The sequence below is a fragment of the Microcella sp. genome, assembly GCF_046296455.1.
In the GTDB taxonomy this organism is placed as follows: Bacteria; Actinomycetota; Actinomycetes; order Actinomycetales; family Microbacteriaceae; genus Microcella.
In genome coordinates this window covers 37,452-44,595 of the sequence record NZ_JBKBLF010000015.1, presented here as the reverse complement: position 1 = coordinate 44,595, position 7,144 = coordinate 37,452, and the positions used below count along the sequence as shown (strand labels likewise).

The following is a 7,144-nucleotide window of genomic DNA, read 5'->3' as shown; positions in this document are numbered from 1 at the left end:
TGACGCGCACGGTCGCGATGCCGGATGCTCGCCGCGGGCTTAGACCGCGGCCGGCGTCGTGGGCTGCCGCGTCGAGGAGTCCGCCCCGCTCTCGGCCGGTTCGGGCATGCGCGCCGCACGCCCGTCGGCGCCGCGCTCGGCCGCCTCGGCATCGGTGAGCTCGGGTCGGCGCGGCCACCAGAAGCGGTCTTTCGCAATGAACGCCATCGCTGGCACGATCACGGTGCGCACGAGCAGGGTGTCGATGAGCACACCGATGCACACGATGACGCCGATCTGGGTCAGCGTGATGAGCGGCAGAACCCCGAGCACGGCGAACACGGCGGCGAGCAGGATTCCGGCGCTCGTGATGACGCCGCCCGTCGCGGCGAGCGCACGCACCATGCCCTCGGTCGTGCCGAGCGTGGGCACCTCCTCCTTAGCCCGCGTCACGAGGAAGATCGAGTAGTCGACTCCGAGCGCCACGAGGAACAAGAAGCTGAACAGCAGCACCGTCGTGTCGACGCCGGGGAACCCGAAGACTGTCGCGAACAGGATCGAGCCGATGCCGACGGCGCTGAAGTAGCTCGCGACGACCGCGACGAGCAGCAGCAGCGGGGCTAGCAGCGCGCGCAGCAGCACGATGAGCACCGCGAGCACGAGCACGAGGATGAGCGGGATGACGAGGTTCTGATCGCGCTGCTGGGCGTCGCGCAGGTCGAGGCCCTCGGCGTCAATGCCGCCCACGAGGCCCGAGCCGTCACCGAGCTCGTCGAGCGCGAGCCGCAGCTCGGCGATGATCTCGAACGCGCGCTGGCTCTCGGGGTCGGCGTCGAGCACCACGTCGATCTGCGCGATGTCGTCGTTGGCCGGGCCGGGGCGCGACTCGACGACGCCTTCGACCTCGAGCACGCCATCGAGCACCTCGTCGAGATCGCCGACGGGAACGATGACCGCCGCGGGCGCCGTGCTGCCGGCCGAGAAGGCCTCAGCGATGCGCTCCTGGCCGAGCACGGCCTCGGGCTTGACGATGAAGCGATCGTTCTGCGAGAGGCCGACGTTGAGGGTCGTGAGGCCCGAGGCGAGCGCTCCGAGCACCGCGAAGCCCGCGATGGCGACGAGCACCGGGCGCCGGCTGACCGCGCGGCCGAGCTTGCCCCAGGGGCTGCGCGAGACCGTGTCGGGCGAGCCGAAGCGCGGCACGATGGGCCAGAACAGCCAGCGGCCGAAGACGACGAGCGCCGCCGGCAGCACGATGAGCGCGTAGGCCATGGCGACGACGATTCCTACCGCGCCGGCGAGACCGAGCGAACGGTTGCCCGAGAGCTCGCCGAGCAGCAGCGTGGCGAGGGCGAGCGCGACGGTCGAGCCGCTCGCGATGATCGCGGGGCCGGCACCCCGCAGCGCGATGGCCATGGCCTCGCGGCGGTCGCTGTGCAGCCGCAGCTCGTCGCGGTAGCGCGCGATGAGCAGCAGGGCGTAGTTGGTACCGGCACCGAAGACGAGCACCGAGAGGATCCCGGTCACCGAGCCGTCGAGGGTGATGCCGGCGGCGTCGGCGACGAGGCGAGCAACGATCCCGGCGATGAAGTCAGCCACGCCCACGACGGCGAGGGGAACGATCCAGAGCACGGGGCTGCGGTAGGTGATGATGAGCAGCAGTGCCACGACCAGGGCGGTCACCCCGAGCAGCACGAAGTTAGCGCCCTCGAACACCGCCGAGATGTCGACGAGGAACCCTTCGGCGCCGGTGAACCAGACCACGACGCCGTCGGGCAGGCCGTCGGACGCGATCGCCCGGATCTCGTCGGCGCGCTCGGACTGGGTCGACACGCTCTCTTCGATCGACAGCGGCACGACGACGAGGGCGGTCGTGCCGTCGTCCGACACCGTCGGCGGCGGTACGAAGCCGTCGAGCGCGATCTCGCCGAGCTCGACGGTGCGCTCGGTGATCGCCGCGAGGTCGTCGTCGCTCAGCTCGCCGCTCTCACGCCCGAACACCAAGATGCCGCTCGTGGCGTCGTCGTCGGCGAACTGCTCTTGCAGCGCCGCCGCCTGCACCGACTCGGCCGTGTCGGGCAGGCCGACGGGAGGCGCGGAGTCAGCGCTCTGGTAGCCGGCGGCGACGAAGAGCGCCGCGGTCGCGGCGATGCCGACGACCAGGACGATCCACGACGTTCGAGCGGCGGTGATGAAGCGCGTGATCGCGATCAATGGGGGCTCCTGAGGATGCGGGGTGTGCGGGGAAGGGGTGGAAGCATTTACCTCGATCATCGAGATATTCGACTCTCGAAGAAGATAGCGGTAGACTGAGGCGGTGAGCCAATCGGATCAGCAGACTCCCAGCTTCGGCGAATCCCACGCCGCGACGCTGCTGCTGCGCGAGTTCCTCGACGTGACGAGCGACTTCGAGCGCTCGCTCGGTAACGAGCTCGCCGTCAACGCCACCGACCTCACGGCCATGCAGCACCTGATCGCTGCGGGGCCCATGAGCCCGACGGCCCTCGCCGAGCGGCTCGAGCTGTCGTCGGCGGCCGTCACGTCCGTCATCGACCGGCTGGAGTCGCTCGGGCACGTGCATCGCACCCCGAACCCCGCGGATCGACGCGGCACGATCGTCGTGCCGGAACCGGCATCGGTCGGACGGGCGATGGGCCGGCTCATCCCCATGATCACGGCGGTCGACCGCGCGATCCACGACTTCGACGAGGATGAGCGCGCCACGATCACGCGTTACCTGGAGCGGGTCGTCGGCGCCTACCGCGATCACGCGGGGTCGACGGAGCGGGCGCGCGGGTGGCGGCCCGACGCGCCACCGCGCTAGACGTCGCTCGCCGCGGCCTCGTTGAGGTTGAGGTGCGAGGACTTGCTCGAGAGCTGCTCGAGCCGGACATCCGGCGCCATCGCGTCGATCATGGGCCGGTACTCGACCGAGAAGCCGGTGACCTCGGGGAACGCGTCGAGCGGGATGGTCGAGGTGACGACCTGCGCGTCGTACACGTGCACGAGGTCGAACGACTGACCCCCGTCGACGCCGCTGAGCAGTCGGGCGGCATCGGCGCCGAGGTCAAGCGTGTAGCACGTGGCGGCCGCGACCGACACGGGGATGCCGGCGAACGTGCTGTGCGTCGAGTAGTGCAGGTGCCCGCCCAGGATGAGCCGCACATCGGTGCCGCGCACGACCTCCGCGAGCGCCGGCTGGTCATGAAGCTCGAGCACCGCCATGACCTCGAGCGGGGTCGGCACAGGAGGGTGATGCACGGCGAGCACCGAGCCGTGCGGCGCGGGCTTGGCCAGCACGCCCGCGAGCCACTCGAGCTGCTCACGCGAGATCTCGCCGTGGTGGTATCCGGGAACGGTCGTGTCGAGCGAGATCACGCGCAGGCCGCGGATGTCGTGGACGCGGTCTTGCGGCGCATCGCTCTCGGGCTCGTCGAACAGCAGCGACGCGTAGGGAGCCCGCTCATCGTGATTGCCCATGACCCAGATGATCTCGGCGCCGAGGCGAGCCGCGACCGGCTCGACCGCCGCGCGAAGCCGAACGTAGGCGTCGGGCTCGCCGAGATCGGCGAGGTCGCCCGTGAAGACGAGCGCGTCGGGGCGCACCTGGCTCGCTTCGAGCCGCCGCAGCGCCGACGCGAGTCGTTCTTCGACGGGCACCGTGCCGTACAGTGCGCGACCACCGCCGAGCAGGTGCGTGTCGGAGATGTGCACGAGCACATGCCCGGCCGGTGGATACTGCCCCATCTGCGTCATGCCTCCAGGCTACCCGCGCCCGCTCGACGGGGTTCAGGAAACGTCGGCCGTGACGCGGCGCGACGGCTGCACGCGCACGGGCGGTGTGCGGCGCCAGAGCCCGTCGTCACCGAGCGACGCCCGGCCGTCGAGCTCGAGCACCCCGAGCGCCGCCCGGATGCGCGCGGTGCTCTCGCCGACGGACCGCGCGATCTCGGCGGGTTCTTGGCCGCGCCGGGGTCGGAGCGCATCAAGAACGCGCACCTGCATCGGGTCGTCTCGCCGTGCACGGGGTGCGGCGCCGTCGCGCTGCCCATCGTCTGCATCACCGACGTCGCCCGCCCCACCCGCCCCACCCGCCCCGATGGCGTGCACGGGCTCGGGCACCGGCAGCACGCCGTCGTCGCCGAAGGCGAGCTGCATGATCTCGGCGACGCTCGTGACGCACGTCGTGGGCTCGGAGCGCAGGAAGGCGTGGCATCCGGCACTCGCGGCGCTCGTGATCGGCCCGGGGACCATGCCGACCGGCACACCCAGTTCGAGAGCGTGGTTCGCCGTGTTGAGAGAACCCGAGCGGCGGCCCGCCTCGACGACGACCGTCGCGGCAGAGAGCGCGGCGATCAGTCGATTGCGCTGCAGAAAGCGCCACTTCGTCGGCGGGGTGCCGCACGGCACCTCGGCGACGAGCAAGCCCTGATCGACGACGCGCGTGAGCAGGGCTTCGTGCCCGCTCGGGTAGAAGCGGTCGATACCGCCCGCGAGCACGGCGATTGTGGCTCCCCCGCTCGCGAGGGCGGCGCGGTGCGCCATGCCATCGATGCCGTACGCGCCGCCCGACACGACAACGACGTCTCGCGCGCACAGCCCTGCCGCGAGCTCCATCGCGACGTGCTCGCCGTAGCCGGTGGCGGCACGCGCCCCCACGATCGCGACGCCCGGGCGACGCAAGAGCTCGACATCGCCTCGGGTCCACAGCAGCACCGGCGCCCCATCGCCGAGCCGATCGACGCCCTCGGGCCAGTGCGGGTCACCGGGGACGAGCATGCGGGCGCCGCACCGGGCAGCGCTCTCGAGGCTGCGCAGCACGTCGGCGGCCCGCAAGCGCTCTGTCCAGCGCAGCAACCCGTCGCGCGCCCGATCGACGTCGATCTCGCCGCGCGTCGCCTCGGTGATGGTCAGGGGCGCGACGCGGTCGATCACGAGGCGTGCTGCCGCGACCGGCCCGACCGCCGCGATCAGCGCTCCGGCGACGGTGTCTCCCGGTTCGGCCAGCACGCTCCAGATCGCGCGCGCGAAGAGGGCGTCGAGCACGCTCGGCTCGTCGAGCTCATCGGGTTCGCTGCCCTGGCCGGTCTCGATCTCCGGATCGCCTGGACCTCTGCACTCGACCTGCCGCTCGTCAGCCGCCTCGGCCCACTCGGCGTCGCCGCCCGGACGGACGGCGGCGACCGCCGCCGCGATGCGGTGTTCGTCGATGCCCCAGATGCTCATTCAGATCCCCTTTCGCAAGTAGAGCGCTCGACCGAGGTGATCGGCGCTCGGACGGTCGGCCCCGTCGAGGTCGCAGAGTGTCCACGCCACCCGCAGCACGCGGTCGTAGCCGCGCATGGTCAGAGCGCCGCGCTCGAGCGCGCGGTCGAGGGCGGCGCGGTCGGCCGCCGCGAGCCTCCAGCGCGGGGATCGCAGCGCGGGCCCGGGCACGTGTGCCGTGAGCGACCAGCCGTGTTCGCCCCATCGGTCGCGGGCACGCAGCCGGGCGTCGATCACGCGGGCGCGCGCCACCGAGGTCGTGATGCCGCCCTGGCCGCCCTCGGTCATCTGGGCGACCGAGACGCGGCGCACGGTGAGGTGCAGGTCGATGCGATCGAGCAGGGGGCCCGATAGCCGGCCGAGGTAGCGACGGCGCATGATCGGGGTGCACGTGCACTCGTCACCACCGCCCTGCCCGCAGGGGCACGGGTTGGCGGCGAGCACGAGCTGGAACCGCGCCGGGAACCGGGCGACCGTTCGCGCGCGATGGATCGTGATCTCGCCGGTCTCGAGCGGCTGCCGCAGGGCGTCGAGCACGGCCCCGGAGAACTCGGGCGCCTCATCGAGAAAGAGCACGCCATGCGCCGCCCGCGAGATCGCACCGGGGCGCACGAGCCCGCTTCCGCCGCCCACGAGCGAGGCCATAGTGGCGCTGTGGTGCGGGGCTTCGAGTGGCGGACGCGTGACGAGCGACGACCCGAGGGGCAGGCCCGCGAGCGAGCGGATCGACGACACCTCGACCGCCGCGTCGGGTTCGAGATCGGGCAGCAGCCCCGGCAGCCGTGAGGCGAGCAGCGTCTTGCCCGCTCCCGGCGGGCCGAGCATGAGCATGTGGTGACCGCCCGCTGCAGCGACCTGCAGGGCCTCGACCGCCTCGGGATGGCCGACGACATCGGCGAGATCGCCCGACTCGATCGCTGCGGTCGGCGGCTCGGGCGAGCCAAGCGGCTCGACCGGCACGGAGTCGAGCATCGCCCCATGCCGAATGAGCACGTCGCGCAGCGAGGCGGCCCCGATGACCCGGATGCCCGGCACGAGCCCCGCCTCGTCGGCGTTGCCGCTCGGCACGACGACCGCGCGGGCCCCCGCTCGGCGCGCCGCGAGCACCGCGGGCAGCACGCCCGCCACCGGACGCAGCCGCCCATCGAGCGACAGCTCGCCGAGGTGCACGACCTCGCTGATCGCCGCGGGGCTCACGACGCCGGTCGTGGCGAGCGCCGCCACCGCGATGCCGAGGTCGAAGCCCGAACCGTGCTTGGGCAGCGATGCGGGAGACAGGTTGACCGTGAGCTTGCGGCTCGGCAGGTCGCACCCCGAGTTGGCAGCGGCCGACCGCACGCGGTCTTTCGCCTCGCCGAGCGAGGTGTCGGGAAGCCCGATGATCGTGAAGGCCGGCAACCCGTTCGCGAGGTCGGCCTCGATCTCGACGAGGGCGCCGTCGACGCCGTGCAAGGCGACGGCGAGCGTGCGCGCGACGGCCATCAGCCGGCCTGCCGCACGTGATCGATGACGGTGCCCTCACGAGAGGCGGTGACGCCGATGACGTCGATGCGCAGCGCGGATGCGCCCCGCCCCGTCGCCGCGCACCACGCCCCGGCGAGGCGCCGAAGCCGTGCGAGCTTGCGCGGCGTGACCGCGTCGAGCGGGTGCCCGAAGCCGAGCCCCGACCGCGTCTTGACCTCGACCACGACCGTCGTCGGGCCGTGCTGCGCGATGATGTCGATCTCGCCGATCGCGCACCGCCAGTTGCGATCGAGGATGGTGTAGCCCTCGCTGCTCAGATGCTCGACCGCGAGCTGCTCGCCCCTGCGGCCGAGCTCGTCTTTGCGTGCCATGTCGCCTCCCGCCGAGGAGCATGGCGCAGGCGCGGGGCGATTCGGCCCCCGCCCGCCCGGCGTGA

The 7,144-nt window shown here is 72.2% G+C and carries 6 protein-coding genes; 1 reads left to right on the top strand and 5 read right to left on the bottom strand.

Annotated features, from left to right (window positions below):
- Positions 1-39 precede the first annotated feature (39 nt).
- Complete coding sequence (locus tag ACK4HH_RS09195; RefSeq protein WP_409650977.1) at positions 40-2,193, bottom strand: MMPL family transporter; 2,154 nt, start codon at positions 2,191-2,193, stop codon at positions 40-42.
- A 103-nt stretch (positions 2,194-2,296) separates the two neighbouring features.
- Between ACK4HH_RS09195 and ACK4HH_RS09190 the strand changes: the two genes are divergently transcribed.
- Positions 2,297-2,803, top strand: coding sequence for a MarR family winged helix-turn-helix transcriptional regulator (locus tag ACK4HH_RS09190; protein WP_409650975.1), 507 nt, complete (start codon positions 2,297-2,299; stop codon positions 2,801-2,803).
- On the opposite strand, the gene ACK4HH_RS09185 is transcribed toward ACK4HH_RS09190, so the two are convergent.
- Genes ACK4HH_RS09185 through ACK4HH_RS09170 form a run of 4 tightly spaced genes read right to left on the bottom strand, consistent with a single transcriptional unit; the run spans position 2,800 to position 7,079 of the window.
- Positions 2,800-3,735, bottom strand: coding sequence for a phosphodiesterase (locus ACK4HH_RS09185; RefSeq protein ID WP_409650973.1), 936 nt, complete (start codon positions 3,733-3,735; stop codon positions 2,800-2,802). The two genes, ACK4HH_RS09190 and ACK4HH_RS09185, sit on opposite strands and share 4 nt — an antisense overlap.
- Positions 3,736-3,768: 33 nt before the next feature.
- Positions 3,769-5,205 (bottom strand): DNA-processing protein DprA, encoded by a 1,437-nt coding sequence (gene dprA, locus ACK4HH_RS09180; RefSeq protein ID WP_409650971.1) that lies wholly within the window; start codon positions 5,203-5,205, stop codon positions 3,769-3,771.
- On the bottom strand, positions 5,206-6,726 hold the full coding sequence (locus tag ACK4HH_RS09175) for a YifB family Mg chelatase-like AAA ATPase (protein ID WP_409650969.1): 1,521 nt from the start codon (positions 6,724-6,726) through the stop codon (positions 5,206-5,208).
- Complete coding sequence (locus tag ACK4HH_RS09170; RefSeq protein ID WP_409650967.1) at positions 6,726-7,079, bottom strand: YraN family protein; 354 nt, start codon at positions 7,077-7,079, stop codon at positions 6,726-6,728. Before ACK4HH_RS09170 ends, ACK4HH_RS09175 begins: the two co-directional genes overlap by 1 nt.
- Positions 7,080-7,144: the final 65 nt, after the last annotated feature.

What these genes read in the sequence shown, in the direction of transcription:
- ACK4HH_RS09175 (WP_409650969.1), bottom strand. Translation starts at nt 6,726, where the DNA reads ATGGCCGTCGCGCGCACGCTCGCCGTCGCCTTGCACGGCGTCGACGGC.
- dprA (WP_409650971.1), bottom strand. Translation starts at nt 5,205, where the DNA reads ATGAGCATCTGGGGCATCGACGAACACCGCATCGCGGCGGCGGTCGCC.
- ACK4HH_RS09170 (WP_409650967.1), bottom strand. Translation starts at nt 7,079, where the DNA reads ATGGCACGCAAAGACGAGCTCGGCCGCAGGGGCGAGCAGCTCGCGGTC.
- ACK4HH_RS09185 (WP_409650973.1), bottom strand. Translation starts at nt 3,735, where the DNA reads ATGACGCAGATGGGGCAGTATCCACCGGCCGGGCATGTGCTCGTGCAC.